Below are 25,221 nucleotides of genomic sequence, written 5' to 3'. Positions count from 1 at the left end.
TCACACACCACCGCGCCGACCGCGCGCACCCGGGTTTCGCCGGACCGTCGACCACAGCGCAGCCCACTGTTCGGCTGTGAGGTCGCGCGGCAAGGCGTTCGGGAGCAGCCGCTGCGTGTGAAGCCAGTCGCGGGCCACGGGTGCCGGCACGCCGGCCGCGCGGGTCAGGATCTCGCGCAGCCCATAGCCGCGACCCGTGAAGACCGTGTGCACGAAACGTTGGTACGCGTCCCGGTCGGTGACCAGCGGCGTCGGACGGCGGTGGACCACGAGCAGGCCGCCGTCGACCGTTGGCACCGGGCGGAAGGCGTGTTTGGACACTCGGGAGTGGACGGTGAAGTCGAACCAGGGCCAGACGCGCGCCGTGAGCAGGCTCGCGCCGCCGATGCCGGCCCGTCTGCGGGCCACCTCCCACTGCACGAGCAGCACGGCGGTGTGCCAGTGTGGCGCGGCCAGAAGCCAGCGCAGCGTGGCGGTGGTGATGTGGAACGGCACATTGCCGACCACCGCACCGACCCCGCCGCGCACCCGGTGGAACAGCAGGTCCTCGTTGAGGACGGTGACCTGCGGCGGCAGACCGTCGGCGAGCCGCTTGGCCCGGCGAGGGTCGATCTCGATCGCGGTGACCGGCCGGCCGAGCCGGCTCAGCGGTCGCGTGAGCGCGCCGTCGCCGGCGCCGATCTCGAGGATCGGGCCATCGGTGGCGGTGACCAAACGTGAGATGTCGGCGATCACCGACGGGTCGACGAGGAAGTTCTGGCCGAACTCGTGGCGGCCGGCATATTGGCGAGACATGTGCGTGCTCCGCGACTGAAGATTCGGAGCCGGGCAGCACGAGAGGCCGCACCGGCAGCGGACCGGACGCGGCGGAGCTGAAAAGAGGAAAGTCGGATCAGCTCGCCGCTAGGCGAGGCGGATCCGGATCGACATAGCTCCCATACGCCGAAACGTACCAGCGCGGGCAAATGGTTTAGGGCGTGTCCTGATCGGCAGGACACGCCCTAAAGCACGCGGCGCAGCCACTCCTCGACGCCGGCGATGTGCACGGTCGCCCAGGCGCGGGCCAGGTCCGGCTCGCGGCCGGCGATCGCCTCGACGATCGCCTGGTGTTGCTCGCGGGTGCGGGCGGCGGCGCCTTCCTGGGTCAGACCGCGCCAGATCCGGGCGCGCATGGTCGGCCCGGACAGCCCGTCGACCAGCGAGGCGAGCACCGCGTTGTCGGTGCCGACCGCGATCTGCCGGTGGAACTCGATGTCATTGGCGACCAGCGCCTCGATCGTCGGTTCGTCGCCGAGGTCCTCGAGGATCAGCCGGAGCTTGTCGATGTCTTCGTCGAGCATCCGCTCGGCGGCCAGCGCGGCGGCCGCGGGCTCCAGGACCCGGCGCACCTCGAGGAACTGGAGCACCGTGTCGTCCTGGTGGAAGTCGACCACGAAGCTCAGTGCGTCGAGCAGCAGGTGGGGCGAGAGGCTGGTGACGTAGGTGCCGTCGCCCTGCCGCACGTCCAGCACCCGGATCATCGACAGTGCCCGCACCGCCTCGCGGAGCGAGTTGCGGGACAGGCCCAGTCGCTCGGCGAGATCGGCCTCCTTGGGCAGCCGGTCACCCGGGCCGAGCTCCCCGGACATGATCATGCCCTTGATCTTGTCGATCGCCTCGTCGGTCAGCGCCATTCCGTCACCCTCCGCAATGAAATCTACGCGGGCAGCCGGTAGACGCGCGTCGCCGTGTCGCCCAGGATGGCTGCCCGTTCGGTCGCGGGAAGCTCGCCGAGCGCGTCGAGCAGCGCCGACCGGACGGCGCCGTAGCCGCCGGCCAGCAGGCAGACGGGCCAGTCCGACCCGAGCATCAGCCGTTCAGGACCGAAGAGCCGCAGGGCCTCCGCCACGTACGGGCGAAGGTCGTCGACCGTCCAAAGTTGCCAGTCGGCCTCGGTGACCAGTCCGGAAACCTTTGCGGTGACGTTGGGGTTGGCCGCGACCAATGCGATCGCCGCACTCCACTCCGCGAAGCCGCCGGCCTTGATCCGTGGCTTGCCGAGGTGGTCCAGGACGAACCGCACCGACGGCAGGGCGGCGGCCACCCGGGCGGCCGACGGCAGTTGGTCGGCCCGCACCACCAGGTCGAAGACCAACCCGGCAGCCCCGATCACGGCCAGCCCGGCGCGTACGTCAGAGCGGTCCAGGTAGTCCTGGTCCTCGCCCTGCACCTGGGAGCGGATGCCGACCAGGAACTCGCCACCGGGCAGAGCCCGATAGCCGGCAAGCGTCGACGCCAGGTCCGGTGCGGCCGGATCGGCCCAGGCGACCACTCCGGCGATCGCTGGAGTCGCGGCGGCGTGGCCGAGCAACACGGCGGCCTCGGCCGTGTCGCACCGCCCGCCCTCGACCAGCACCGAGCGCTCCACCCCGGCCGCGGACAGCTCCGCGGTGAGGTCGGCCGGCGTGAAGGTGCGGTTGATCGGCTCCAGCCCCGGCTCGTCGAGCCAGGTGTAGTCGGCACCGGCCGTCCACAGGTGGTGGTGCGCGTCGACGATCACGGCAGCACCCGCGGGTCCAGCAACCCGGCCTCGACCAGCGCCGGCCACAGCTCGGCCGGCGGCGGGGTGCCGAAGAGCGCCGCGTTGCGCCGCACCTGGTCGGGTGAGTCGGCGCCCACGATCACGGAGCGGACCACCGGGTGGCTGCCGGCGAAGGCGAGCGCCGCGGCCGGCAGCGTGGTGCCGTGCGCGACGCACACCTCCGCGATGGCGGCCGCCCGTTCGACGACGGCCGCCGGTGCCGGGCCGTACTCGTAGGGCAGGCCGGCGTGCGGCCGCTCGACAGCGAGCAGTCCGCTGTTGAAGACGCCGGCGTTGAGCACCGCGGTGCCGGCCGCCGCGCAGGCCGGCAGGATCGTGTCGAGCGCGGGCTGCTCCAGCAGCGTGTAACGGCCCGCGACGATGATCTCGTCGGGCTCGCACTCGGTGACGAAGCGGGTCAGGAACGGGACGTCCTTGGAGCCGGTGCCGATCGCGCCGACGACGCCCTGGTCCCGCAGCTCGGCCAGCGCCGGGTAGCCCTCGGCGATCGCCTGGTCGGCGTGGTCCTCCGGGTCGTGCAGCAGCACGAGGTCGATCCGGTCGAGCCCGAGTCGGTCGAGGCTCTCGTCGAGGCAGCGGCGCACCCCGTCGCGGCTGAAGTCCCAGACGCGCCGGTGGGTGGCCGGCACCGCGAAGCCGCCGTCGTCCATTTGGTCGCCACCGCCCGGCACCGGCTCGAGCATCCGGCCGACCTTGGTGCTGACCGTGTACGAAGCCCGCGGGCGGTCGGCCAACGCCGCTCCCAGCCGGCGCTCGGAGAGCCCGAGGCCGTAGTGCGGAGCCGTGTCGAAGTAGCGGATCCCGGCGTCCCAGGCCGCGTCGACCGTCGCGGTCGCGCGCTCGTCGTCGATCGCGCGGTAGAGGTTGCCCAGCGAAGCGCAACCCAGCGCCAGCGTCGGGCTCACGAGACGGGCCGCAGGCGCAGGCCGTGCATGCCGCCGTCGACGTCGAGCACCGTGCCGGTGGTGGCGCTGGCCAGCGGGCTGGCGAGGTAACCGATCGCGGCGGCCACCTCGTCGGCGGAGACCAGCCGGCCACTGGGCTGACGCGCCTGCAGCGCGGCGAGCTCGGCGTCCGGATCCTCGGCCGCCGAGAGCAGCCGCCGCACCCAGGGGGTGTCGGCGGTGCCCGGGGTGACGCAGTTGACCCGGATGCCCTCGCGGATGTGGTCCGCGGCCATCGCCAGGGTCAGCGAGAGCACGGCGCCCTTGCTCGCGCTGTAGAGCGCGCGGTTGGGCAGGCCGGCGGTCGCGGCGATCGAGCAGGTGTTGACGATCGCGGCGTGCGCCGAGGCGCGCAGGTGCGGCAGCGCCGCCCGGCTGACCCGGACCATGCCGAGCACGTTGACGTCGAGCACCCGGTGCCACTCGTCGTCGGCGTTGTCGGCGACCGTGCCGGCCGCACCGATGCCGGCGTTGTTGACCAGGATGTCGATGCCGCCCAACTGTTCGGCCGCGGTCGCGATGCCGGCGCGCACGGCGGCGTCGTCGGACACGTCGGCCACCACGCCGACCATCCCGGGATCGATGCCGTCGACCTTCAGGTCGAAGCAGGCCACCTTAGCTCCGCGGGCGGCCAGGAACCGCGCGGTCGCCAGGCCGATCCCCGAACCGCCGCCGGTGACCACGGCCGAAAGGCCTTCGAACTCACCCATCACTGCCTCCCGCTCCAGATCGGGCCATCAGGGTACGCGTAGTCCGAGAGCGTCTCAGGACGCATGGTGGCGCTGAAGCCCGGCAGGACCGGTGCCACGTAACGCCCGTCGCGTACGACGGCCGGGTCGATGAAGTGCTCGTGCAGGTGGTCGGCGAACTCGATGACCCGGTTGTCCATCGTCCCCGACACCGCGACGTAGTCGAACATCGAGAAGTGCCGCACCAGCTCGCAGAGGCCGACGCCGCCCGCGTGCGGGCACACGGGCACGCCGAACTTGGCCGCCAGCAACAGGATCGCGATGTTCTCGTTGACGCCGGCCACCCGGGTGGCGTCGAGTTGCAGATAGGACAGCGCGTCGAGTTGCAGGAGCTGCTTGAACACGACGCGGTTCTGCACGTGCTCACCGGTGGCCACCGGAATCGGTGCGATGCCGCGGGCGATGGCGGCGTGGCCGACGACGTCGTCCGGGCTGGTCGGCTCCTCCACCCACCACGGGTTGAACTCCGCGAGCGCCGACACCCACTCGATCGCCTCGCTGACGTCCCACCGCTGGTTGGCGTCCACGGCGATCGGGAAGTCCGGGCCGCACACCTCGCGGGCGATCCGCAGCCGGCGGATGTCGTCGGCCAGGTCCGCGCCGACCTTCAGCTTGATCTGCGTGAAGCCCGCGTCGAGGGCCTCCTGGCACAGCCGGCGCAGCTTGGCGTCGTCGTAGCCGAGCCAGCCGGGGGTGGTCGTGTAGGCCGGGTAGCCACGGGCGAGCAGCGTTTCGATCCGCTCCGCCCGGCCCTTCTCGGCGGCGCGCATGATCTCCAGCGCCTCCGCCGGCGTCAACGCGTCGGTCAGGTAGCGGAAGTCGACGAGGTCGACCAGTTCCTCGGGCGAGAGCTGCGCGAGCAACTGCCAGAGCGGCAGCCCGGCCCGCTTGGCCTTCAGGTCCCACAGCGCGTTGACCACGGCCGAGATGGCCATGTGCATGACGCCCTTCTCCGGACCCAGCCACCGAAGCTGCGAGTCGTGCACCAGCTCGCGCCAGAAGCCGCCCAGGTCGCCCAGCACAGCGTCGACGTCGCGCCCGACGAGGTACGGACGCAGGGCCGCGATGGCGGCGGTCTGCACGTCGTTGCCCCGGCCGATGGTGAACGCGAAACCGTGGCCTTCCGGCGCGTCCGGCACACCGGTGCGCAGCACCACGTACGCCGCCGAGTAGTCCGGGTCGGGGTTCATCGCGTCCGAGCCGTCGAGCTCGAGCGAGGTCGGGAAGCGGACGTCGTAGGTGTCCAGCGAGACAAAATGGGGCATTGAGCCATCCCATACATCGGAGGTGTGAGGAGGATAACCACCGATGTTGCGATCGCGGGAGGGCCTTGAGCTGTGATTCATCCTATGTCAGTGCTGCCGGCAAGTTCTCTAGGCGACCCAGACCCGGCCGCGTGACCCGCCGGGAGCCGGCCTCCCAGCCGGGGAAGTCGGCGCGGATCGCGAACAGCCCGCCGAGAATCGCCTCCAGCTCGGCGGCACCGGGACTCGCCGCACCGGCCAGCAGGACCGCAGCACGGTCGGGGCGACCCAGGCGGCACAACGCGTACGCGACGCCACCGGGCGGCTCGGCTCCCAATTGCCGATCGGCGAACTCGACGAGCTCGCCGCGTTGGAGAAGGTCGAGGAACTCTGGCATCTCGCCGGCTACTGCCCGGAACGCGGCGGCCAAGTCATCGGGTGTCTCGGCCGTTCGCCAGCGCCCGCCGCCCGCGTAGCGGGCCAGGACGCCCCGGGCATCTTCGGCCGCGGCCACCTCGATCGCCGCCGCCTCGTCACGCTCACCGAGCCGGCGCAGCAGCGCGGCCAGCGACCGGGCCCGACCGACCCGCGCGGCGTCGAGCGCGACCGTCCCGCCGTCGGGCAGCCCGCGCAGCCGGTCGAGCACGGTCGCGCCGCCGGCCTTCTCGGCCAGCAGATCCAGATCGCCGGTGAGCACCACGTACGCCTCGACGGCGCGGAAGTCGGTCGCCTCGCCGGCCAGCAGATGCGCGCGGGTGCGGACCGGGTCGAGCAGGGCGGCCGCCCGTGGCCCGGGTGCGCCGTCGAGGACCTGCCAGGCCGCCCGGTAGTACGCCAGAGCGAGCGCCTCTGGGGCATCGGTCAGCGTCGGCAGGTGACCGGACCACTGCGCGTTGCCGGGCGTGAACGCGGCCGGCCAGCGGTCGTCCCCCTGGTCCGCGACGCGATCGATCGATGGCACGCCCTCCGGCACGAGGCGACCATAGTTATCAATACATCCGATGTCAACGGCCGACCCACCCCTCGGGCGCGAGGTTTAGCCCCGGTAGTCGAGTGATACATCCGACAACTGCCCGCACTACGACAGCACGTAGTATTACTACCGGCCGTAGTAAATGGGGGTTCGCAATGGACGCGCTCGACGTCGCCCGGTGGCAGTTCGGTGTCACCACCGTCTACCACTTCCTCTTCGTGCCGCTGACCATCGGGCTCGGCCCGCTGGTCGCCACCCTTCAGACGCTCTGGCATCGCACCGGCAATCCGCGCTACCTACGACTGACCCACTTCTACGGCAAGCTGTTCCTGATCAACTTCGCGATGGGCGTCGTCACCGGCATCGTCCAGGAGTTCCAGTTCGGCATGAACTGGAGCGACTACTCGCGCTTCGTCGGCGACGTGTTCGGCGCACCGCTGGCCATGGAGGCCCTGCTCGCGTTCTTCCTCGAGTCGACGTTCCTCGGCCTGTGGATCTTCGGCTGGGAGAAGCTGCCGAAGCGGATCCACCTCGCGACCATCTGGACCGCGGCGCTGGGCAGCGTGCTGTCCATGTTCTTCATCCTGGCCGCCAACTCGTGGATGCAGAACCCGGTGGGCTTCAAGATGAACCCCGACACCGGCCGCCCGGAGCTCACCGACATCTGGGCCGTGCTGACCAACAAGGTCGCGCTGATCACCTTCCCGCACACGCTGTTCGCCGCCTTCGTCGTCGCCGGCTCGCTGCTGGTCGCCGTCTCGCTCTGGCACATGGTGCGGCGCCCCGACGCCGACTCGTCCGAGCATCGGTTCGCGCTCAAGCTCGGCGCCTGGGTGACCATGGTCGCGAGCGCGGGCCTGGTGTTCACCGGCGATATCCAGGGCAAGATCATGACCGAGGTGCAGCCGATGAAGATGGCGGCGGCCGAGGCGCTCTACCACTCGGAACAGCCGGCGTCGTTCTCCGTGTTGACCATCGGCACTCTGGACGGCAGCCGCGAAGTCTTCACCATCAAGCTGCCCTACCTGCTCTCGTTCCTGGCCACCGGCAACCCCAAGGGCGCCGTCGAGGGCATCAACGACCTCCAGGCGAGATACGCGGCCGAGTACGGACCCGGCAGCTACTCGCCGATCGTGCCGGTCACCTACTGGAGCTTCCGGGTGATGATCACGCTCGGGCTCGCCGCGGCCGCCATCGCGCTGCTGGTGCTCTGGTCGCAGCGGCGCGGTCGTACCCCGTCGAACCGCTGGTTGTTGCGGGCCGGGCTGATCCTGCCGCTGTTGCCGCTCGGCGCGAGCACCGCGGGCTGGATCTTCACCGAGATGGGCCGGCAGCCGTGGATCGTCTTCGGCGAGCTGCTGACCCGAAACGGGGTGTCCCGCAGCGTGTCGCTGGCTGAGGTGCTGACGTCGTTCCTCGCGTTCACGCTGATCTACGCGGTTCTTGCGGTGATCGAAGGCAAACTGCTGTTCCGGTACGCGCGAGCCGGGCTGCCGCCGCCGAAGCCGGTGCGTGACGAGGCTTCCGACGAAGCCGACGACGTTCCCGCGCTCGCCTACTGACTGAGGAGACCACAGTGGACCTTTCGACCTTCTGGTTCCTCGCCATCGCCTTCCTGTTCGTCGGCTACTTCGTGCTGGAGGGTTTCGACTTCGGCGTCGGCGTGCTGATGCGCACGTTCGCACGCGACGACGCCGAGCGGCGGCAGCTACTCGGCACCATCGGCCCCGTCTGGGACGGCAACGAGGTCTGGCTGATCACCGGCGCCGGCGCGATGTTCGCGGCCTTCCCGCACTGGTACGCCAGCGTGTTCTCCGGTTTCTACCTGCCGATGTTGTTCATCCTGCTGGCCCTGATCGTGCGCGGGGTGGCGTTCGAGTTCCGGGGCAAGCGCGAAGACGCCGCCTGGCGGGCGCGCTGGGACTGGGCCATCCTTTGTGGATCGTTGCTGCCCGCGCTGCTCTGGGGACTGATCTTCGCCAACATCGTGCGCGGCGTCCCGCTGGCCGCCGACCACGACTACACCGGCGGCCTGGTCGACCTGCTCAACCCGTTCGCGCTGCTCGGTGCCGCCACGTTCGGTGCGGTGTTCGTCTGGCACGGCGCGGTGTTCGTGGCCCTCAAGACGACCGGCGAGGTGCGCGACCGGTCCAACCGGCTGGCGTCCCGGTTCGGCCCGGTCGCGGTCGCGCTGCTCCTCGGCTTCCTCGCCTGGCTGGTGGTCGACCTGAGCCGCGACGCGGTCACGATCGGGCTCGGCGGCGCGGCGGCACTCGCCGCCGTCGCCGCGCTGGCCACCAACCGGGTACGCCGGGAGGGCTGGGCCTTCGCCGGCACCGCGGCCGCGATCGGGCTGACCGTGGTCGCGCTGTTCGCCGCGCTGCACCCGGCCGTGCTGCCCTCGACCGGCGATCCGGCCGGCACGCTGACGATCGCCAACGCGGCTGCCAGCCCGTACTCGCTGAAGGTCATGACCTGGGTCGCGGTCCTGTTCCTCCCGCTGGTGCTGCTCTACCAGGGCTGGACCTACTGGGTGTTCCGCAAGAGGCTGGCGCCGGTCACACGATAGTGGCGCCTCCGTCGACGACGATCGTGGCGCCGGTGATGTAGCCGGCGCCACGGGACGCCAGGAACACCACCGTGGCGGCGAACTCCATCGGGTCGCCGGCGCGACCGGCAGGCACCTGGGCGATCCGTTGCTCGTAGTAGCCGTCCGGGTACTGGTCCGTCATCTCCGACGGGAAGAAGCCGGGCGCGATCGCGTTGACCCGGATCCCCTTGCGGCCGGTCCACTGGGCGGCCAGGTCGCGGGTCAGGCCGAGCAGGCCGGCCTTGGCGCTGGAGTACGCGGCCTGCGGCATCCCGGCCGAGACGATGCCGAGCACGCTGGAGATGTTGATGATCGAGCCGCCGTCGGTCATGTGCTTGCCGGCCGCCTGGGCCATCCAGTAGGCGCCCATCAGGTTGATGTCGAGGACCTGGCGGTATTCCTCGGGCGTCTCCCGTGACGCTGGCACCGCGGTGCCGACGCCGGCGTTGTTGACCAGGATGTCGAGCCGGCCGAAGTGCTCGACCGCCGCGGCGGCCAGCGCGCGGCAGGCATCGGGGTCGGACACGTCGGTAGGCACCGCGAGCGCCTTGCCGCCGGCCTGCTCCACCAGCGCGACGGTCTGGGTGAGCCGGTCTTTGCGGCGCCCGGCGACGACCACCGCAGCACCCGCCTCGGCCAGCCCGACGGCGGTAGCCACCCCGAGACCGGACGAGGCGCCCGTGACGATCGCGACCTTGCCGTCGAGCCGGAAGTGGTCGAGGACACCCATGCGCGTCGTTCCCTTCGTCAGCGGGGAGTCGACAGCACGGTGAAGTCGTCGTCGCCCTGGAGCGGCTCGTCGGTCACCGTGGTGTCGTAGACCACCGCGTCGGGCGGCCCTTTGCGAGTCCATTTCACCATGCGGTCGACGGCGTCCGGTGACCCCTCGAAGGCGGCTTCCACGCTGCCGTCGGACAGGTTGCGGACCCAGCCGGTGACTCCGGCCGCGAGCGCCTGCCGGCGGCAGGTGTCCCGGAAGAACACGCCCTGCACCCGGCCGGTCACGACCACTCGACGTCTGATCACGCTTCATTGTCGGACCCGGGGGATAGCTTTGTCGGCGATGGACGCGCAGGGGTGGGACCACAGATACGCCGAGACCGACCTGGTCTGGAGCGCTTCGCCGAATCGGTTCGTGGCTGACGAGCTGACCGGGCTGTCGCCGGGCACAGCCGTCGACCTCGCCGCCGGTGAGGGGCGCAACGCGCTCTGGCTGGCCGGCCTCGGTTGGCGGGTTACCGCCGTCGACTTCTCGGCCGTGGCCCTCGACAAGGGCCGGCGCCTGGCCGCCGCGCGTGGGCTCGACGTCACGTGGGTGCACGCCGACCTGGCCGACTATGTGCCGCCGGTGGTCGACCTGGTGCTGATCGCCTACCTGCACGTTTCGCCGGAGTTGTGGGAGCCGGTGCTGCGCCGGGCCGCCGCGGCGGTCGCTCCCGGCGGCACGCTGCTGGCCGTCGGGCATGACGCGACCAACCTCACCGAGGGCACGGGCGGGCCGCAGGATCTTTCGCGGCTGTGGACCCCTTCCGGGATCGTGGCGGAGCTGGGTGACCTGGTGGTCCGGCGTGCCGCTTCCGTGCGTCGGCCGGTCGACGGTGCGCGTGACGCCATCGACACGCTGGTCCGTGCCGAGCGTGCGTTGTGACCGCGACTCCGGCGTCGATCAAGCGGATCTACTACCTGCTGACGGTCGGCAACACGCTCGCCGCGTCGCTGATCTGGGGCATCAACACGATCTTCCTGCTCGACGCGGGGCTCAACAACCTCGAGGCGTTCGCCGCCAACGCGTTCTTCACGGCCGGCATGGTGCTCTTCGAGGTGCCGACCGGCATCGTGGCCGACCTACGCGGCCGGCGCGCCTCGTTCCTGCTCGGCACCCTCACGCTGGCCGTCACCACAGGGCTCTACGTGCTCCTCTGGCACCTGCACGCCCCGTTCTGGCAGTGGGCGGTGGTCTCGGCGCTGCTCGGCCTGGGCTTCACCTTCTTCTCCGGCGCCACGGAGGCCTGGCTGGTCGACGCGCTGACCGCCACGGGCTTCGACGGCCAACTCGACGCGGTCTTCGGCCGGGCCCAGATGGCCTCCGGCATGGCGATGCTGGCCGGCTCGGTCGGCGGCGGCTACCTGGCCCAGCTCACCAACCTCGGCGTCCCGTTCGTCGTCCGGGCCGGGGTGCTGGTGGTGATGTTCGTGGTGGCCGCGGTGGTGATGCGCGACATCGGCTTCACCCCCAACCGCGGCGGCCGCCCGATCGCCGAGATCCGCCGCATCGTCAGCGACTCGGTCGACTACGGCTGGCGGGTCCCGACGGTCCGCTACCTGATGCTGGCGGCCCCGTTCGTCGGCGGCGTGGGCGTCTACGTCTTCTACGCGCTGCAGCCCTACCTGCTGGAGCTGTGGGGTGACCCGCAGGCCTACGGCGTGGCCGGCCTGGTCGCCGCCCTGCTCTCCGCGGCCCAGATCGCCGGCGGCTTCCTCACGGGCCGCATCCGCGGGCTCTTCCGGCGTCGCAGCTCGGCCCTGCTGGCCGCCGCGGTGCTGAGCGTGATGGTCGTCGTGCTGATCGGCCTGATCGCCAACTTCTGGGTGGTGCTGACCCTGATCATGCTGTGGGGCCTGCTGTGGGCCGCCGCCACCCCGATCCGCCAGGCGTTCATCAACAGCCTGATCCCGTCCCGCCAACGCGCGACGATCCTGTCGTTCGACTCGCTGATGAGCTCCACCGGCGGCGTGGTGGCCCAGCCGATTCTTGGCCGCTCCGCCGACGTCTGGAGCTACCCGACGTCGTACGTCATCAGCGGTGTCATCTCGGCCTTCGCCTGGCCCTTCCTGGCCCTGGCCCGAAAGCAGCAGGCGCCGAGCGACACCGCGGTGACCACCATCGACCCGACGCCCTCCGACGATCTCGCCGTGGCCGGGCAGCCAACGTAGGCTGTGGCGATGACCGAGCCCGTCGTGCTGGCCGCCGCGGGCGCGGCCTTGATCCTCGATCTCGCCGGCCCCGGACTGCCCCGGGTGGTGCACTGGGGCGCTGATCCCGGCCCGCTCGACGACGCCGCGCTGCGCGCGTTGGTCACGGCCGCCGGTGGCGATCTTGCCTCCGCTGTCGAAGGTCCGACCCAGCCGGTGGGGAGCATGCCGTTGCTCCCGACACAGTGGGACGGCTATGCGGGCCGCCCTGGCGTCACGGGCGACCGGTCAGGGCAGTGGCCCTATCTGCGGCTCGCACTCGACGGTCCGGTGTCGGTCTCCGAGGGCTCGGTGGTCGCCGAAGCGGTCGACGAGACGGCGGGCGTGCGGGTGCGCAGCGAGCTCCGCCTCGATCTTCATGGTGTCGTGCACCTGCGGCACACGCTGACGAACGTCGGCACCGACGTCTGGACGATCGCCGCGCTCCGTACCGTGCTGCCCCTTCCCGAACAGGCCACCGAGGTCCTCGACTTCACCGGACGATGGGGTCTGGAGCGGGTGCCACAACGACGGCCGCTCGGGAACGGCACGCACGCCCGGGAGAGCCGGCGCGGCCGCACGGGCCACGACGCCACGCCGCTGCTCGTAGCCGGGACGCCCGACTTCTCGGAGGCGTGGGCGGTCCATATCGGATGGAGCGGCGGGCACGAGGAGTACGCCGAGCGAATCTCCGGCACGGTGGCGGTCCTCGGCGGCGGCGAACTGCTGGAGCCGGGCGAGGTGCGGCTGACGCCTGGGCAGTCCTATTCGACGCCCACAGGCTATTTCGTCTGGTCGGACGCCGGGCTCGACGGGCTCAGCGACCGGCTGCACCGGATGATCCGGTCGCGGCCGAGCCACCCGCACGGCCCTCGCCCCCTGACCCTCAACGTCTGGGAAGCCGTCTACTTCGACCACGACCTGGACCGCCTGACCCGCCTGGCCGACCTCGCCGCCCGCGTGGGCGTCGAGCGCTTCGTGCTGGACGACGGCTGGTTCCCGGGCCGCCGCGACGACACGGCCGGGCTGGGCGACTGGACGGTGGACCCGGTGGTCTGGCCCTCGGGACTGCACCCGCTGGTCGACCACGTGCGGTCGCGCGGCATGCGGTTCGGCCTCTGGTTCGAGCCGGAGATGGTCAACCCGGACTCGTCGTTGGCCCGCGACCATCCGGAGTGGATCCTGGCCACCCCGGGCCGGCTGCCCCGACCATCCCGACACCAGCACGTCCTCGACGTGGCCCGGCCCGAGGTCGCCGACTACCTATTCGACCGGATCTCCGCGCTGGTCACTGAATATGAGCTCGACTACCTCAAGTGGGACCACAACCGCGACCTGCTGGAAGCGGCCCGCGATGGGGTCGCGGGCGTGCACCGCCAGACGGCCGCGGTCTACGCGTTGCTCGACCGCCTCCGCGCGCGACACCCCGCTCTGGAGATCGAGTCTTGCGCGTCGGGTGGCGGCCGGGTCGACCTCGGCATCCTGGCCCGCACGGACCGGGTCTGGGCCTCGGACTCGAACGACGCGCTGGACCGGCAGCACATCCAACGCTGGACGGGCCTGCTGCTGCCGCCGGAACTGATCGGCAGCCACGTGGGCCCGAGCCCAGCCCACACGACGGGCCGCAGCGCGGGCCTGGCTTTCCGCTGCGCCACGGCCCTGTTCGGCCACGCGGGCATCGAGTGGGACATCAGCACGTGCACGGAGGTCGAGCTAGATCTGCTGGCCGAATGGGCAGCTCTCTACAAGCGTCTGCGGGTGGTGCTCCACAGTGGCCGCACGGTGCACGGCGACGTCTCCGGCGTGGTCACGGATGAGGCGGCGGTCTTCGTGCACGCCCAACTCGACAACCCGACCGAGCTACGCCAGCGTCGTCTTCGCTTGCCGGGCCTGCACCCGGAACGCCGCTACCGCGTGACCCGCTGCTGGGGAGCCGACGCCGAGCTACCCGACGACGGTTTCATCACGACGGGCCGTGCCCTGTCCACGATCGGCTTCCAGGTGCCCCGCCTACGCCCAGAACAGGCGATCGTCTTCGAGGTGCGAGGGGACGAGTAGGGCCCTGGGGCCGGCAGAAGGCGTGAGTGCGGGTGCCTTGGGGGATGGGATCCTAAGATCGCGAATTCGGAGAGTAAAGCGCGGCCCTCGAAGCGCCATTCGACAAAACTCGCAGATAGCCCAAACTGGTGAGCGCAACCTATCAATTGCGGAACCGCAGGTATATGCTTTCGGGTCGCCGCCCGGCCCGCGTCCGACCGCCGGCTAACGATTCGCAGGAAGGCGCGTGGCGAATGGGATTAACCGAGCAGGTCCTCCTTACCGCATTGACACCCGGCGTCGGACTCGCCGTTTTGACGTGGTTCGGCACCAGGCTTCGGCAGCGAGTACCAGAGCGGCGGCGATGGCGGCTGAAGGACCCGTACAGCGCGAGCATCTGCATCGCGCAATCCGTCACGACCAACACCGGCGCGTACGAGCGCCCCTCAACCGGCGTCGGTCAGGCCAGAGCGCTCGCGGTCATCTCGCCGTCGCTCGTTCGGGCGTACTCGCAGTTCGACACGCAACGCCTGTGTTTCCCCGACGAGTTCCGCAAGGAGATGGAGCAGGACGTTATCGTGCTGGGTGGCCCGAAGAACAACGAGGTCGCCGCACGCATCTTGCAGAGGCTCGAGCCACGCAGCCAGGTCAAGCTCGACAGCCTGTCGCTCACCGCGCCCAACGGAGTCAACATCCCCCTCGATCAAGTCACCGCACCTTTGACCATGGACCACGGCGTGGTGGCTCGGATAACCAACCCGTACTCGGCCAAGCCCCGCACAATAATATTGTTGTCGGGTGCGCACACGTACGGTGTCGTTGCGGCAGCCCGGTACTTCGTCCAGTCCGTGCGGCCGCTGGGTAAGAAGTTCAAGGGCGACTTCATCGCCGTCGTCGAAAGCGACATCCACAACGGACACGTGCTGCCGCCCCGGGAGCTCTACTACAAGGAACTTTAGTGCAGACCTTTCGCGTTTTGGAGTCGTACTGTCTCAGCGCTAGCGGTGAAGACGATGGCGGTCAAGATCGAGTCGTGATCACACCGTCATTCGTTGCGGTGATCGACGGGTCGACACCGAAAACCTCAGACAGACGACAAGGGCTTTTCAGCGGCGAAGTCATCGCGGACGTGCTTGCTGCGGCTGTGCAGTCGCTTCCCGAAAATGCCTCAGCGGACGAAGCGATCCAGCTGCTGCACGAGACGATTCGCGACGAACGCCTGCGCAACTCGCAGGCAGGCTCATTGCCAAGCGATGAGATTCCAGCGGCATCGATGGTGATTCTCGCCTGCCAACGCCGAGAGGTCTGGCGAATCGGCGACTGCGCGTTCGGGATCGACGACCAGTTTCACGTGCGTCACGCGCCGCACGAGGAGATCGCCGCTCGGACGCGCGCAGCGTACCTGAGATGTTTGATCGCCGAGGGCACCAGCGTGGACAAGCTCCGCGAGAACGATCTGGGGCGCGAGCTCGTTCTGCCGTTGCTCCGTAAAGCAGCGGTATTCCGAAACAGCGCCGACGTCAACTTGGGCTACGGCGCGTTCGACGGCATTGTCGATCCGCGTGCCCGGGTAGACGTCTTCCCCGTGCCACCAGGCTGTGGCCGCCTCACGCTGGTGAGTGACGGCTATCCCAATCCTTCCCCGAGCCTGGAAAAGAGCGAGTTGGCGCTCTTAGCGCGGATTCAGGCGGACCCGCTGATGATCGGCTCGCCACCCCACACCAAAGGCGTTAAGCCCGGAAATGCCTCGTTCGACGATCGAAGCTTCATAGGAATCGAGGTGCGTGGTTGATCCTGGCGCTGCACGGTGCGATCAATGCGCCCGATCCGCAGTCTTTTACTTCCCGCAATTTCGTGAGCGAACAGGAGGCAATCCAACAGTTCAAGCTGATAAGTGCTCAGGTGGTCGATGTCGCGGAAGCCGTGTCGGGGCGGGGCATAGCAATAACCGTCGATGACAGCACCGAGGCCGCGGCCAATGTCGCTCGATTGCTCGCGGACGCCGGCATGGCTGTGACACTGTTCGTCAACCCTTGGAACATAGAGTCGCGACAAGTTTATCCGTTCGCGGTGCTTAACTGTGCGCTGGACCAGACCTCGCTGCAGCAGGTGGGCTTCGAGGGTGTCGTGTATCCCCTTGCTGATCGTGCGGCAAAGGAGCGTTTCCGCCGCTTGGTCAAGTCACGCCTTCTGTCATTGCGTAACGAGGACGACCGGGTTTCGTTCGCCGCGTACACCGCGGAGGCGCTGTGCGTTCCAGCACCGGCCATTCCCTCCTATTTGCAGCCACCAACCCTTGACGACCTTCAATCGTTGCTCGACTTAGGGGTCCACATAGGCAACCACGGATGGACTCACGCCAGCTACGCCATCATGTCTGCAGCTGAGTTCACCGAGCAGGTCCGCTTAGCGGAGGGATGGCTGCGCGAACATGGGCTGTATGAGGGTGACCTGTTCGCCGTGCCGGACGGCAAAGCGTTGCCGATGCGTCCCGCGCGTGCGTCCGACTTCGGCACCGTTTTACTGGCGGACGACCGCCTGCGGCCTGGACGCGTTGGGCCATGTGCCCATAACCGGGTGTCCGTCGACGAAGTGTCCACCTCGAATGCACTCACGGATCAGATCGATCGGGCTCGGCTGGATTCGATCTCATGAGCGAGTCCACGGATACCGCGGCCGATCGTCCACGGACGCTGGTCTTAGTACCCAGTAACAATGAAGCCGATGGTCTCGTCGGCTTTCTTTCGCAACTGCATCGAGCTTCCTCTCGCCGGATCGTCGTCATCGACGATGCGTCGGACGATGCGACAGCGGCTATCGGTCGGGCTCACAACGTCGAGGTGCTCAGCACTGCCCTACGGTTGGGCCGCGACGGAGCCATCCGGTACGGGCTGGAACGCCTCCTCGCGGATGAGACCGAGCAGATTGTGTTCGTAGATGGCGATGGTCAGCATCCGCCGGGGAGCGTGGACGAAGTTGAGGCGGCCTTGATCAACGGCGCCACCATCGTCAACGGCGCGCGATTCAGCTCGCGCGCGGATCAGCGGTCGACCCCGGCGGACCGTGTTTTCATGGCGCACGTGCTGTCGGCAGCGCTCGCGCGGGTCACCGGATGGGATGTCAGCGATCCCGCCTGTGGTCTAGTAGGTATCAAGGCGCCGACTCTCAGACGACTCCTGCCACATTTGAAGTTTGACGCCCATGTGTCCGTCGAGATTCTCGTACGTGCGGCACAGTCCGGTATCTCGCGCGATTCTTTCGCGCAAGTGGTCATTCCGGCAATTTACGATGGCTCGTCGGCGCGACAGGTCGAGAAGTACCGCACCGCATCGTGGGAGGATCGACTCCTTCCTCGACTGACGTCGCATATTCGGCGTCTGTACGAGTGGCTAGCTCCTTGCTACTCAAGGCTTTTGCCGGTCGCCGGAGTATCTGTATGCGATATCTGCAGCGGGAACTGCCGACTCACGGCCTACTTGAGTCAGTGACGGCGTGTTCCGCGATGAGCTCGCGTAAGCCGAACTCGAAGTCCATTGCTGCCTCCCAGCCCAGCGCGACCTTGGCGGCCTGCACATCGACGACCGCGTTGGGTGGATCGCCGTGACGCCCGGCGCTCGACACCGCGTTGACCCCGAAGTGACCGCAGATCACGCCCGCGACCTCGGAAATCGACACTGAGCGACGTGCCGCTATGTTCAGCAACGCTCGGCGTGGTTGGTGATCGCACGCTAGTTCAAAGGCTCGGCATATGTCGCCTATATGAGTGAACTGACGCGTTTGACCGCCCGTGCCGGCGATAACAATGTCCTTTCCCGTTGAGGCTGCAGCGAGGAAGGACATGATGGCTGTGTGTGGGCGCATTCCGCGGCCGTACGCGGTGCCGAGTCGAAGGATCGAATAGCGAAGTTCGGAGATGGCGGCTGTCGCGCTAATGACGTGTTCGCCGCTTAGTTTGGTAGCGGCATAGTAGTTTGTCGGCAGGCAATACCGGCTCTCGTCGACAGCGCCCCATTCGCTGGCCGTCGCGGACTGACCGTACACCTCCCACGTCGACGCATAGATCAGATACGCATTCGCATCGGCCGCCTCGCGGCTTACGTTGAGCGTCGCAGCGACGTTTCTCTCCAGTGTGCGCTCAGGGTTCTTCTCGGCGGCTACAACGTCGCCCATGGCCGCGAGATGGCAGACCATGTCTGCGCCTTTAAACACTGCTCTGGTGGCCGACCGATCGAGCAAGTCGACCTGGTGATGCTCCGTTCCAGTTGCAACGGGAGGCAGAATGTCAACGCCAACGACTTGTAAGTCGGATCTTTTTGCGAGATGATTAATCAGGTGGCGTCCGAGAAAACCTGACGATCCCGTTACGATGCATCGCCTCATTCTCGCAGTATATCATTTGACATCAATATGCATATCCTACACAGATGAGCGATTCAGGAGATGAGCTGTGGCGCTCTCGTATGACATCGAGTTGCTCCGTTCCGCGAGTCCCGAGGACGCCAGACAGTTGGCCCGGTTGCTCGGTCAACTCGCCGATGATGCTGACGCGCCTGGCGACGAAGACATGGAAGCCATCTTCTCCCAACCGAACGTATCCGTCGTTGTTGCTCGACATCATGGAGAGATCGTGGGTTGCGGAATTCTTGTGACGTTTGAAGTCCTGACTGGCAGGCGCGCAATTATCGAGGATGTGGTCGTAGCCGAGGAGTACCGTCGGCGCGGCATCGGGCGCGCGATCATCGGATCGTGTCTCGACGTCGCACGGCAAGCCCGTCGGCGCGACGTCGATCTGACCTCGCGGCCCAAGCGAGTGGCAGCGAACCGCCTCTATCAACAGATCGGCTTCGTCAAGAGAGAGACCAATGTCTACCGGATCGTCCTTGAGGCGTAACGGGGAATGCTACCGTCCGTCAGAAACGCGTAACCGTCTCCGCGAAGCACGTCGAGCGCGGCGGCAACCCGCTTGCGGACACGCTCGGCGAGCATCGGTAAAGCCGAATTGGGCGCGATGTACTCAGCAGACTCCAGTTCCGCCTGGGCCCTGGGTGACGCACGGACCGGCTCCAGCAGTTCGGCAGAGAAGACAAAGAGCAGCTTTGCTCTGCCGTCAGGAAGCGGAGCCCAGTCGATAGCTAAGAGGCGTTCGACCCGCGCCGCAACGCCCAGTTCCTCAAGGATCTCCCGCTCGCAGGCAGCCACAGGATCCTCGCCCACGGCTAGATGCCCGCCGGGAATGTCCCATTCACGCTCGCCGCGTGCCTTCACGACGAGCAATCGGCCGTCCTGGTCGAACATCACGGCTGACGCCGAAACCAGCGCGGCCGACTCGGCGAGGTCCCGGCTCATGCCGCCGGACTATACCCATCGTGGTTGGCATGTGGCTTTGACGTACCGCACCGCTACCGGGCGACGCGATGCTGGGGAGAAGACGCCAACCTGCCGACGTCTTGCCGTCCGGACAACTGCGCCAGTTCTCCGGCGGGCGGGAGGGCTACGTGTTGACCGGCGAAGGGCCCTTCGACGTCGTCGACCTGCTGGATCCAGCACCAGCCGCCCGGGTCACGTCCCTGGCGGACCAGCACGCCTTCATCCGAGCGTTCTACGGCCTGCCGGGCTGATCCGCAGAGCAGAGCCGATGATCAGCCGCCGAGGAAGGCCAGGACGGCGCGGACGCGGCGGTGTTCGTCCGGGGCTGGTGGTAGGTCGAGTTTGACCAAGATGTTCGCGATGTGTTTGGCCACCGCCGCCTCTGACACGACCAGCGCCCGCGCGATCGCTGCGTTCGAGCGTCCCTCCGCCATCAGCCCGAGCACCTCCCGCTCCCGAGGAGTCAGCCTGGTCAACGGGTCCCGGCGCCGGCCCAACAACTGCGCCACCACCTCAGGATCGACGGCAGCTCCGCCGGCGGCCACCCGTACCAGCGCGTCCATGAACTCCTCGACCCGGCCCACTCGGTGCTTGAGTAGGTAGCCCACCCCGCGCCCGCCGCCGCTGTCCAGCAGTTCCGCCGCGTACGTCGGCTGCACGTACTGGCTCAGCACCAGCACCGGTAGGCCTTCGTAGGCAGCGCGCAGCTCGACCGCCGCTCGCAGGCCCTCGTCCGTGAAGCTCGGCGGCATCCGCACGTCCGTCAGCACCACGTCCGGCCGGTCGTGCGCGACCGCCGTGGTCAGCGCCGCCGCGTCGCCCACCGCGGCGATCACCTGGTGGCCGAACCGTTCCACGATGCCGATCAGGCCCTCGCGCAGCAGCACCGCGTCTTCCGCCACGACTATCCGGAGCACGGCATCTCCACCCGAATCAGGGTCGGCCCACCCGGCGGGCTGGACAGCAGCATCCGGCCGCCGGTCACCGCGACCCGGTCCGCCAGCCCGGCTAGGCCAGTTCCCAGGGCCAGGTCGGCTCCGCCGATGCCGTCGTCACGCACTTCCAGCACCAGGGTGTCGACATGCAGCCGGACATGGACGGTGACAGACAGGGCTTGGCTGTGTCTGGCGACGTTCGTCAGTGCTTCGCTGACCACGAAATGCGCGGTCAGCTCGACCGGCTGCGAGAGCCGCCGGGGCAGTTCGACGTCGACGTCCACCGGCACCGGCGACCGGTCGGCCAGGTCGGTGACCGACGCGGGCAGACCCCGATCGGTCAACACCTGCGGGTGTACGCCGCGGATCAGCTCGCGCAGCTCGTGGTGTGCCCGCTCGGCCTCGTCCTGCGCCGCCGTGAGGTGCTTGGCGGCCGGCGAGTCGTCGGACACCTCCAGGCGGGCGAGGCCGATCGCCATGCTCAGCGCGACCAGTCGCTGCTGTGCGCCGTCATGCAGATCCCGCTCGATCCGGCGGCGCTCGATGTCGAACGCGTCGACCAGACGCGCCCGCGACCGGGCCACTTCGACGAGTTGCGCGCCCAGCTCGGCGTCGCGTGGGGCGAGGACCGCTCGGGCCAACGCCGCCCGCGCCCCCGCCCAGACCGTCACCGGATAAGCGGCGAACGGCAACAGGGCGAGCCCGGCCACCACGAACAGGAAGCTGGGTACGAACTGGCTCGGCTCCTGGAAGAACGGGGTGAGCACCAGCGACACCGGGATGCCGAGCACGATGCCCAGCATCAGCGCGTCGATCCACCACAGGGCGCCCAGCGAGACCACCGTGTAGCCGAGCTCGCGCCAGGTGGCCGGCTCGCGCAGCCGTGTGCGCACCCAGGCGATCCGGCCCTTGCGTTCGGGTCGGCGATGCGGGTTGGGCAGCGGGTCCGGGTCGACGAGGCGCAGCCGCCACCGTTCGAACCGGCCGACGGCGATGCCGGAGAGCGCGACGGCGAGAAACGCGACCAGGCCGACGAGCGCCAGGGCCAGCAGGGCGCCGGCCAGCAACAGGCCGATCAGCACGCCGGCGGTGACGGCGCCGAGCAGCACGCCGGAGATCAGGTAGGCCACGGACCGCCACGGCCAGGACGACGCGAGGAAGCCCAGCGGGCGTTCGCTCACGGCTTGGAAGGCGGTTCGGGCGGTCACGAGCAGACGGTACCCGGCGGTGTCCTGATCGACGGTAGTCCCAGGTATACCCCCGGTTGTCGCCTTCGCGCCCATGTGCCGGGCGTCGTTCGACGGTTGGCTGGTGGGCATGACGATCACGACAGGTGCCCGGCAGGCCGAGGCGGTCACGCTGCGGTCGGTACGGCGCACGTACGGCATTGGCGGGGCGGCGGTGACCGCCCTCGACGGCGTCTCCGTCGGTTTCCGCGACGGCAGCTTCACGGCGGTGATGGGCCCTTCCGGCTCTGGCAAGTCGACGCTTCTGCATTGCGCCGCCGGGCTGGACCAGCCGACGGCGGGCACGGTCTCGGTCGGCGGCACCGAGCTCGGCGGGCTGTCCGAACATCGCCTGACCACGCTGCGCCGGGAGCTGATCGGCTTCGTCTTCCAGGAGTTCAACCTGGTCTCCGCACTGACCGCGACGCAGAACGTGGCGTTGCCGTTGCGGCTGGCCGGCCGGCGTCCGGCACCCGACGACATCGCGGCCGCACTCGCGTCCGTCGGGCTCGCCGACCGGGGCGGGCATCGGCCGAGCGAGCTGTCCGGTGGGCAGCAGCAGCGGGTGGCGATCGCCCGCGCGCTGGTCACCCGGCCGGCCGTGGTGTTCGCCGACGAGCCGACCGGCGCGCTGGACCTGCGCTCGTCTCGGCAGGTGCTGGGGCTGCTCCGGGAGGCCGTGCACGGCCACGGCCAGACGGTCGTCATGGTCACCCATGACCCGCTTGCCTCCGCGTACGCGGATCGGGTGCTGTTCCTCGCCGACGGTCACCTGGTCGACGAGCTGACCGCGCCCGGCACTCCGGGCGACGCCGGGTTCGCCGCAGAGGTCGCCGCCCGCATGGCTCGGCTGGAGGCGTGATGCTCTCGTGGTCGACCGTCCGTGAGCGGTGGACGGGGTTCGTCGGCTCGTTCATCGCGCTGACCCTCGGCGTCGGCGTGCTCACCGCGTCGCTGGTGGTCTTCGTGTCCGCCCAGCCGGCCGTGCCGGACCGGCTCGCCGGGGCCGCGGTGATCGTCCAGTCTCCGGCCGGAGGCGAGGACGCCGAGGCGTACGTGGAGTACGTGCCGTGGTCCACGGGGCGCGCCGAGGAACTGGCCGCATCGCTGCGCGCCGTGCCCGGCGTGGCGGCAGCGGTGCCGGACCGGTCGTTCTACGCCCAACTCGTCAGCGCCGGCCGGCCGATCGGTGACCCGGCGGCCGGTGACCCGCTCGGGCACGGCTGGTCGACGGCGGCGTTGGCGCCCTACCGATTGGTGGCCGGCGCCGCACCGAGCGCCGCGGACGAGGTGGTGCTGGACGCGGGTTATGGGCTCGCACCCGGCGACTCGGCCACCGTGCTGACCGCGACCGGCCCCAGGCCGATGCGGGTCTCCGGGACGGTCGACGGCCCCGGGATCTACGTGTCGGACGCTTCGGCGGTCGCGCTGGCACCTGGCGTACGGGCGATCGGCCTGGTCCTGGAACCCGCCGCGGCCGCTGAGACCGTGGCCGCCGCCGCGCGCGCGAAGATCGGGGGTGCCGGCACCGTGGTGGCCGGCGACGCGCGCACGGCTCTGGAGCCGGAGGCGGTCAGCCGCACCCGTTGGCTGGGCACGCAACTGATCACCGTCATGGTGCTGCTCGCCGCGTTCGCGACCGTGTTCGTGATGGCGTCAACCGCGGCGCTCAACGCCTATCAACGGCGCCGCGAGCTCGCCCTGCTGCGGGCGATCGGCGCGACGCCGCGACAAACCCGCCGACTGCTGCTCGGAGAGGCCCTGGTGGTCGGCGTGGTCTCGTCGGCGGCGGGAGCCGCGCTGGGCATGCTGGCGGCGCCCTGGTTGGGCGACCTGCTGGTGCGGGCCGAGTTGGAGCCGGCCGGTTTCACACCGAGCCCATCCCTGCTCGCCGTCGGTCCCGCCGTGTTGACCGGAGTCGTGGTGGCCGTGACCGGTGCCTGGGCAGCGGCCCGCCGGGCGGCGCGGGTGAGGCCGCTGGAGGCACTGCGCGACGCGGCGGTCGACCGCCGCGCGATGACCGTGCCCCGCTGGGTGTTCGGGGGTCTGTGTGGCGTCACCGGGCTGGCGCTGGCCGTGCTCACGCCGATGGTGGAGGACGGCGCCTCGATGACGACGGCGATCTTCTCAGCGCTGGCGCTGATCGTGGCGATCACCCTCTTCGCACCGGTGGTCATCCCGCCCGCGCTGCGGGCGCTGACGCTGCCGTTGCGCCGGTCGGCCACCGGCGAGGTGGTGCGGGAGAACGCGGGAGCGGCGGTGCGCCGGACCGCGGCGACCGCCGGACCCGTGTTGTTGACGGTGGGCTTCGCCGTGCTGATCCTCGGCATGGTCAAGACCATGTCGCCGGCCTTCGGCGGCGAGGACGCGCGGGCCTTGGGCGTCGACGTGGTGGTCACCGCCGACGGCACACCGGGGCTGTCCGACACGGCGGTGGCCGGGCTGCCCGGCACGGTCCTGTCCGGACTGTCCACTCAGGTCTTCGTAAACGGGAAGACGCCGTCCGACGCGCTCGGTGTGGTGCCCGGCGCGGTGCCGGTCGCCGGCGACGCCGCCGCGTTGGCCGCCGGCACGGTGGTGGTCGCCGACCCACGCTGGCGACCCGGTGACACCCTGCGACTCACCTTCGCGGACGGAGAGATCGTGCCGCTGCGGGTCGCCGCCTCGGTGCCGCCCGAGGCACTGCCTACCCCGCTGCTGCTGCCCCGCGACCTGGTCCGGCAACACGACCCGTCGGCCCTGACCCAGACCGCGTACGTGCGCGGCGCACCGGTGTCCGCGGTGCCCGCCGGTCTCGGCGTGCTGGCGCAGGACCCGCTGACCTACTCGTCGAACGACGACGAGGACGGCCTCGTGTGGATCTTCGTGCTGGTCATGGTCGGCATGTCGGTCGGCTACACGAGCATCGCGGTGGCCAACACGCTGGTGATGGCGACCGGCGATCGACGCCGCGACTTCCGGGTGCTGCGGCTGTCCGGCGCGACCAACCGGCAGATCCTGCGGATGGTGGGCACGGAGACCGCGCTCGTGGTTCTGTTCGGCACGGCGGTCGGGTTCCTCGTCGCCCTGCCCGCCTTGTTCGGCATCCGGTCGGCGCTGGCGGGCCAGACCGGAGCCGACGTGCGGTTGATCCTGCCGTGGCCCGAGCTTTCGGTCGTGGTCGCGGTGTGCGCCGTCCTGGCGCTCGGCGCGTCGTTGCTGGCCACCCGCCGCACCTTGCACCGCGTGCAACCGCGATGATGTCGGTGGGTGACGACGAACTCGTCGAGGAGGCCGTCGTACCCGCCGGAGGTGCGCATGCAGCCGTCGACGGGTCGAATCGTGCTGACGCTCGGCCCGACCATCCGGCGCGGCGAGATCCTGGGGCTGTGCGAGCGGCTGGCCGCGCTGCCCGGCCCGGTGCGCGTCGTGGTCTGCGTAACCCTGGCCTGCCCGGACCTGCTCACCGTCGAGGCGCTCGCCCGGATCTGCCTGACCGCCCGCCGGCACGACTGCGAGGTCACCGTCGAAGGCGCCGACGAGCGTCTGGTCGAACTGCTGGTGATCACCGGCCTGGCCGGCGTCGTACCCCTCGATGACCTCGGTCGTCAATGAACGAGCGTTCGTTTTATAAAATTGAGCCC

General features: G+C 69.4%; 27 protein-coding genes. 14 read left to right on the top strand and 13 right to left on the bottom strand.

Annotation, left to right across the window (positions count from 1 at the left end):
• The 7 genes from erm to BLV39_RS04090 form a co-directional block, all read right to left on the bottom strand.
• Positions 1-795: a 23S ribosomal RNA methyltransferase Erm gene (erm, locus tag BLV39_RS04120; protein ID WP_090787394.1), complete on the bottom strand. Its 795-nt coding sequence runs from the start codon at positions 793-795 to the stop codon at positions 1-3.
• 206 nt (positions 796-1,001) lie between these two features.
• The gene (locus tag BLV39_RS04115; protein WP_090787392.1) at positions 1,002-1,673 is read right to left on the bottom strand and encodes a FadR/GntR family transcriptional regulator; all 672 of its coding nucleotides are present in this window, start codon (positions 1,671-1,673) and stop codon (positions 1,002-1,004) included.
• 23 nt (positions 1,674-1,696) lie between these two features.
• On the bottom strand, positions 1,697-2,539 hold the full coding sequence (locus BLV39_RS04110; RefSeq protein ID WP_090787389.1) for an amidohydrolase family protein: 843 nt from the start codon (positions 2,537-2,539) through the stop codon (positions 1,697-1,699).
• Positions 2,536-3,486 carry an aldo/keto reductase gene (locus BLV39_RS04105; RefSeq protein WP_204082784.1) on the bottom strand — a complete coding sequence of 317 codons (951 nt, stop codon included), beginning with the start codon at positions 3,484-3,486 and terminating at the stop codon, positions 2,536-2,538. Before BLV39_RS04105 ends, BLV39_RS04110 begins: the two co-directional genes overlap by 4 nt.
• Positions 3,483-4,235, bottom strand: a complete 753-nt coding sequence (locus BLV39_RS04100; RefSeq protein ID WP_090787387.1) for an SDR family NAD(P)-dependent oxidoreductase — start codon at positions 4,233-4,235, stop codon at positions 3,483-3,485. The genes BLV39_RS04105 and BLV39_RS04100 overlap by 4 nt, the downstream gene beginning before the upstream one ends.
• Positions 4,235-5,539, bottom strand: a complete 1,305-nt coding sequence (locus BLV39_RS04095; RefSeq protein ID WP_090787384.1) for an L-fuconate dehydratase — start codon at positions 5,537-5,539, stop codon at positions 4,235-4,237. The genes BLV39_RS04100 and BLV39_RS04095 overlap by 1 nt, the downstream gene beginning before the upstream one ends.
• A gap of 82 nt (positions 5,540-5,621) precedes the next feature.
• Positions 5,622-6,491, bottom strand: coding sequence for a hypothetical protein (locus BLV39_RS04090; protein WP_090787381.1), 870 nt, complete (start codon positions 6,489-6,491; stop codon positions 5,622-5,624).
• Positions 6,492-6,646: 155 nt separating this feature from the next.
• On the opposite strand from BLV39_RS04090, the gene BLV39_RS04085 reads away from it, so the two are divergent.
• Together BLV39_RS04085 and cydB are read left to right on the top strand one after the other, a co-directional pair.
• Positions 6,647-8,053 carry a cytochrome ubiquinol oxidase subunit I gene (locus BLV39_RS04085; protein WP_090787377.1) on the top strand — a complete coding sequence of 469 codons (1,407 nt, stop codon included), beginning with the start codon at positions 6,647-6,649 and terminating at the stop codon, positions 8,051-8,053.
• Positions 8,054-8,067: 14 nt separating this feature from the next.
• Complete coding sequence (gene cydB / locus BLV39_RS04080) at positions 8,068-9,060, top strand: cytochrome d ubiquinol oxidase subunit II (RefSeq protein ID WP_090787374.1); 993 nt, start codon at positions 8,068-8,070, stop codon at positions 9,058-9,060.
• Here cydB and BLV39_RS04075 read toward each other — a convergent pair.
• Both BLV39_RS04075 and BLV39_RS04070 read right to left on the bottom strand, forming a co-directional pair.
• Complete coding sequence (locus BLV39_RS04075; RefSeq protein ID WP_090787371.1) at positions 9,050-9,811, bottom strand: SDR family NAD(P)-dependent oxidoreductase; 762 nt, start codon at positions 9,809-9,811, stop codon at positions 9,050-9,052. The two genes, cydB and BLV39_RS04075, sit on opposite strands and share 11 nt — an antisense overlap.
• 17 nt (positions 9,812-9,828) lie before the next feature.
• Entirely contained in the window at positions 9,829-10,107 is a 279-nt protein-coding gene (locus tag BLV39_RS04070; RefSeq protein WP_090787369.1) for an acylphosphatase, read from the bottom strand.
• 37 nt (positions 10,108-10,144) lie between these two features.
• On the opposite strand from BLV39_RS04070, the gene BLV39_RS04065 reads away from it, so the two are divergent.
• The 7 genes from BLV39_RS04065 to BLV39_RS04035 all read left to right on the top strand — a co-directional run bounded on the left by BLV39_RS04065 (position 10,145) and on the right by BLV39_RS04035 (position 17,558).
• A complete protein-coding gene (locus tag BLV39_RS04065) occupies positions 10,145-10,729 on the top strand; it encodes an SAM-dependent methyltransferase (protein ID WP_090787366.1) in 585 nt (194 codons plus the stop codon).
• Entirely contained in the window at positions 10,726-12,015 is a 1,290-nt protein-coding gene (locus BLV39_RS04060; protein ID WP_090787361.1) for an MFS transporter, read from the top strand. Before BLV39_RS04065 ends, BLV39_RS04060 begins: the two co-directional genes overlap by 4 nt.
• 9 nt (positions 12,016-12,024) lie before the next feature.
• Positions 12,025-14,091 carry an alpha-galactosidase gene (locus tag BLV39_RS04055; protein WP_090791108.1) on the top strand — a complete coding sequence of 689 codons (2,067 nt, stop codon included), beginning with the start codon at positions 12,025-12,027 and terminating at the stop codon, positions 14,089-14,091.
• A gap of 128 nt (positions 14,092-14,219) precedes the next feature.
• Positions 14,220-15,029: a hypothetical protein gene (locus BLV39_RS04050; protein ID WP_143049635.1), complete on the top strand. Its 810-nt coding sequence runs from the start codon at positions 14,220-14,222 to the stop codon at positions 15,027-15,029.
• Positions 15,030-15,103: 74 nt separating this feature from the next.
• Complete coding sequence (locus BLV39_RS04045; RefSeq protein ID WP_143049634.1) at positions 15,104-15,862, top strand: hypothetical protein; 759 nt, start codon at positions 15,104-15,106, stop codon at positions 15,860-15,862.
• Positions 15,859-16,725, top strand: a complete 867-nt coding sequence (locus BLV39_RS04040; protein WP_090787352.1) for a polysaccharide deacetylase family protein — start codon at positions 15,859-15,861, stop codon at positions 16,723-16,725. Before BLV39_RS04045 ends, BLV39_RS04040 begins: the two co-directional genes overlap by 4 nt.
• Complete coding sequence (locus tag BLV39_RS04035; RefSeq protein ID WP_090787348.1) at positions 16,722-17,558, top strand: glycosyltransferase; 837 nt, start codon at positions 16,722-16,724, stop codon at positions 17,556-17,558. Before BLV39_RS04040 ends, BLV39_RS04035 begins: the two co-directional genes overlap by 4 nt.
• On the opposite strand, the gene BLV39_RS04030 is transcribed toward BLV39_RS04035, so the two are convergent.
• Positions 17,536-18,450: an NAD-dependent epimerase/dehydratase family protein gene (locus BLV39_RS04030; RefSeq protein ID WP_090787345.1), complete on the bottom strand. Its 915-nt coding sequence runs from the start codon at positions 18,448-18,450 to the stop codon at positions 17,536-17,538. The two genes, BLV39_RS04035 and BLV39_RS04030, sit on opposite strands and share 23 nt — an antisense overlap.
• Positions 18,451-18,517: 67 nt before the next feature.
• Here BLV39_RS04030 and BLV39_RS04025 point away from each other — a divergent pair, with 67 nt between their 5' ends.
• Positions 18,518-18,961 (top strand): GNAT family N-acetyltransferase, encoded by a 444-nt coding sequence (locus tag BLV39_RS04025; protein WP_090787342.1) that lies wholly within the window; start codon positions 18,518-18,520, stop codon positions 18,959-18,961.
• Here BLV39_RS04025 and BLV39_RS04020 read toward each other — a convergent pair.
• Positions 18,937-19,416, bottom strand: coding sequence for an NUDIX domain-containing protein (locus BLV39_RS04020; protein WP_090787339.1), 480 nt, complete (start codon positions 19,414-19,416; stop codon positions 18,937-18,939). The two genes, BLV39_RS04025 and BLV39_RS04020, sit on opposite strands and share 25 nt — an antisense overlap.
• 101 nt (positions 19,417-19,517) lie before the next feature.
• On the opposite strand from BLV39_RS04020, the gene BLV39_RS42805 reads away from it, so the two are divergent.
• A complete protein-coding gene (locus tag BLV39_RS42805) occupies positions 19,518-19,688 on the top strand; it encodes a hypothetical protein (protein WP_176984757.1) in 171 nt (56 codons plus the stop codon).
• 21 nt (positions 19,689-19,709) lie between these two features.
• On the opposite strand, the gene BLV39_RS04015 is transcribed toward BLV39_RS42805, so the two are convergent.
• Positions 19,710-20,354 carry a LuxR C-terminal-related transcriptional regulator gene (locus BLV39_RS04015; RefSeq protein ID WP_090787337.1) on the bottom strand — a complete coding sequence of 215 codons (645 nt, stop codon included), beginning with the start codon at positions 20,352-20,354 and terminating at the stop codon, positions 19,710-19,712.
• Positions 20,342-21,580: a sensor histidine kinase gene (locus BLV39_RS04010; protein ID WP_090787334.1), complete on the bottom strand. Its 1,239-nt coding sequence runs from the start codon at positions 21,578-21,580 to the stop codon at positions 20,342-20,344. The genes BLV39_RS04015 and BLV39_RS04010 overlap by 13 nt, the downstream gene beginning before the upstream one ends.
• A gap of 109 nt (positions 21,581-21,689) precedes the next feature.
• Between BLV39_RS04010 and BLV39_RS04005 the strand changes: the two genes are divergently transcribed.
• Genes BLV39_RS04005 through BLV39_RS03995 form a run of 3 tightly spaced genes read left to right on the top strand, consistent with a single transcriptional unit; the run spans position 21,690 to position 25,192 of the window.
• Positions 21,690-22,460: an ABC transporter ATP-binding protein gene (locus BLV39_RS04005; protein ID WP_090791107.1), complete on the top strand. Its 771-nt coding sequence runs from the start codon at positions 21,690-21,692 to the stop codon at positions 22,458-22,460.
• Complete coding sequence (locus BLV39_RS04000) at positions 22,460-24,838, top strand: ABC transporter permease (RefSeq protein ID WP_090787332.1); 2,379 nt, start codon at positions 22,460-22,462, stop codon at positions 24,836-24,838. Before BLV39_RS04005 ends, BLV39_RS04000 begins: the two co-directional genes overlap by 1 nt.
• A gap of 57 nt (positions 24,839-24,895) precedes the next feature.
• Complete coding sequence (locus tag BLV39_RS03995; protein WP_090787329.1) at positions 24,896-25,192, top strand: hypothetical protein; 297 nt, start codon at positions 24,896-24,898, stop codon at positions 25,190-25,192.
• Positions 25,193-25,221 lie beyond the last annotated feature (29 nt).

Source organism: Asanoa ishikariensis (assembly GCF_900107455.1).
Classification (GTDB): Bacteria; Actinomycetota; Actinomycetes; order Mycobacteriales; family Micromonosporaceae; genus Asanoa; species Asanoa ishikariensis.
Note: the sequence above shows the minus strand (reverse complement) of the source record. Positions and strands in the feature narration are given on the sequence as shown.

What these genes read in the sequence shown, in the direction of transcription:
- BLV39_RS03995 (WP_090787329.1), top strand. Translation starts at nt 24,896, where the DNA reads ATGCAGCCGTCGACGGGTCGAATCGTGCTGACGCTCGGCCCGACCATC.
- BLV39_RS04030 (WP_090787345.1), bottom strand. Translation starts at nt 18,450, where the DNA reads ATGAGGCGATGCATCGTAACGGGATCGTCAGGTTTTCTCGGACGCCAC.
- erm (WP_090787394.1), bottom strand. Translation starts at nt 795, where the DNA reads ATGTCTCGCCAATATGCCGGCCGCCACGAGTTCGGCCAGAACTTCCTC.
- BLV39_RS04055 (WP_090791108.1), top strand. Translation starts at nt 12,025, where the DNA reads ATGACCGAGCCCGTCGTGCTGGCCGCCGCGGGCGCGGCCTTGATCCTC.
- BLV39_RS04095 (WP_090787384.1), bottom strand. Translation starts at nt 5,539, where the DNA reads ATGCCCCATTTTGTCTCGCTGGACACCTACGACGTCCGCTTCCCGACC.
- BLV39_RS04020 (WP_090787339.1), bottom strand. Translation starts at nt 19,416, where the DNA reads ATGAGCCGGGACCTCGCCGAGTCGGCCGCGCTGGTTTCGGCGTCAGCC.
- BLV39_RS04005 (WP_090791107.1), top strand. Translation starts at nt 21,690, where the DNA reads ATGACGATCACGACAGGTGCCCGGCAGGCCGAGGCGGTCACGCTGCGG.
- BLV39_RS04075 (WP_090787371.1), bottom strand. Translation starts at nt 9,811, where the DNA reads ATGGGTGTCCTCGACCACTTCCGGCTCGACGGCAAGGTCGCGATCGTC.
- BLV39_RS04085 (WP_090787377.1), top strand. Translation starts at nt 6,647, where the DNA reads ATGGACGCGCTCGACGTCGCCCGGTGGCAGTTCGGTGTCACCACCGTC.
- BLV39_RS04100 (WP_090787387.1), bottom strand. Translation starts at nt 4,235, where the DNA reads ATGGGTGAGTTCGAAGGCCTTTCGGCCGTGGTCACCGGCGGCGGTTCG.
- BLV39_RS04035 (WP_090787348.1), top strand. Translation starts at nt 16,722, where the DNA reads ATGAGCGAGTCCACGGATACCGCGGCCGATCGTCCACGGACGCTGGTC.
- BLV39_RS04000 (WP_090787332.1), top strand. Translation starts at nt 22,460, where the DNA reads ATGCTCTCGTGGTCGACCGTCCGTGAGCGGTGGACGGGGTTCGTCGGC.
- BLV39_RS04115 (WP_090787392.1), bottom strand. Translation starts at nt 1,673, where the DNA reads ATGGCGCTGACCGACGAGGCGATCGACAAGATCAAGGGCATGATCATG.
- BLV39_RS04065 (WP_090787366.1), top strand. Translation starts at nt 10,145, where the DNA reads ATGGACGCGCAGGGGTGGGACCACAGATACGCCGAGACCGACCTGGTC.